General features: G+C 39.0%; 1 protein-coding gene. It reads left to right on the top strand.

The genetic code is table 11. The annotated features are described in order from the left end of the window. Positions 1 to 606, top strand: a 606-nt coding sequence (locus ETI37_RS07725; RefSeq protein WP_143458512.1) for an IS982 family transposase, incomplete at its 5' end; no start/stop codon positions are given. Between the last annotated feature and the right edge of the window lie 10 nt (positions 607 to 616).

Raw genomic sequence — 616 nt, 5'->3', positions numbered from 1 at the left:
CGTTCACGTCAGCTATTGCAATTGATTTATCAGATACGGCAAGAAATGAATAAAAAGGTTGACCTGAATGGACATTTCTTGATCATTGACAGCTTTCCGGTACCTGTTTGCCAACCAATTCGCAACTATCGTGCTAAAATTTTTCGCGGTTATGCCAACATTGGTTATAAGGCCACCAAGAAAATTTACTTCTATGGTTTCAAAGTTCATGCCATTGTTAGCGATGACGGTTACATTCTTGATTATGTCGTAACAAAAGCATCAGTTCATGATGCCAAGGAGACAGTTGAACTGCTGGAAAATGCACATCCATCTAATTACTATCTTCTTGGCGACGAAGGCTATTTAGGCAAAGAACTGCATCAACAGCTAAAACAAATGGGTTATGAACTTTGGACACCATATCGTAAAAATATGACAGGAGCTAAAAAGCACAATGATCATCAATTGATGGCTATTCGCAGAACAATTGAAAGCGACTTTTCGCTTCTGACCTATTACAATGCCGAGAACAATCGAGCACGTAGTCTGATAGGCTTTCAAAGCCGGTTGGAAATTGCAATTTTAGCTTATAATTTGGCTTATTGTCTAGAAAGATTTAACTAGCACCACGCGT

Source organism: Lactobacillus mulieris (genome assembly GCF_007095465.1).
In the GTDB taxonomy this organism is placed as follows: Bacteria; Bacillota; Bacilli; order Lactobacillales; family Lactobacillaceae; genus Lactobacillus; species Lactobacillus mulieris.
This window is presented reverse-complemented; position numbering and strand designations above follow the sequence as displayed.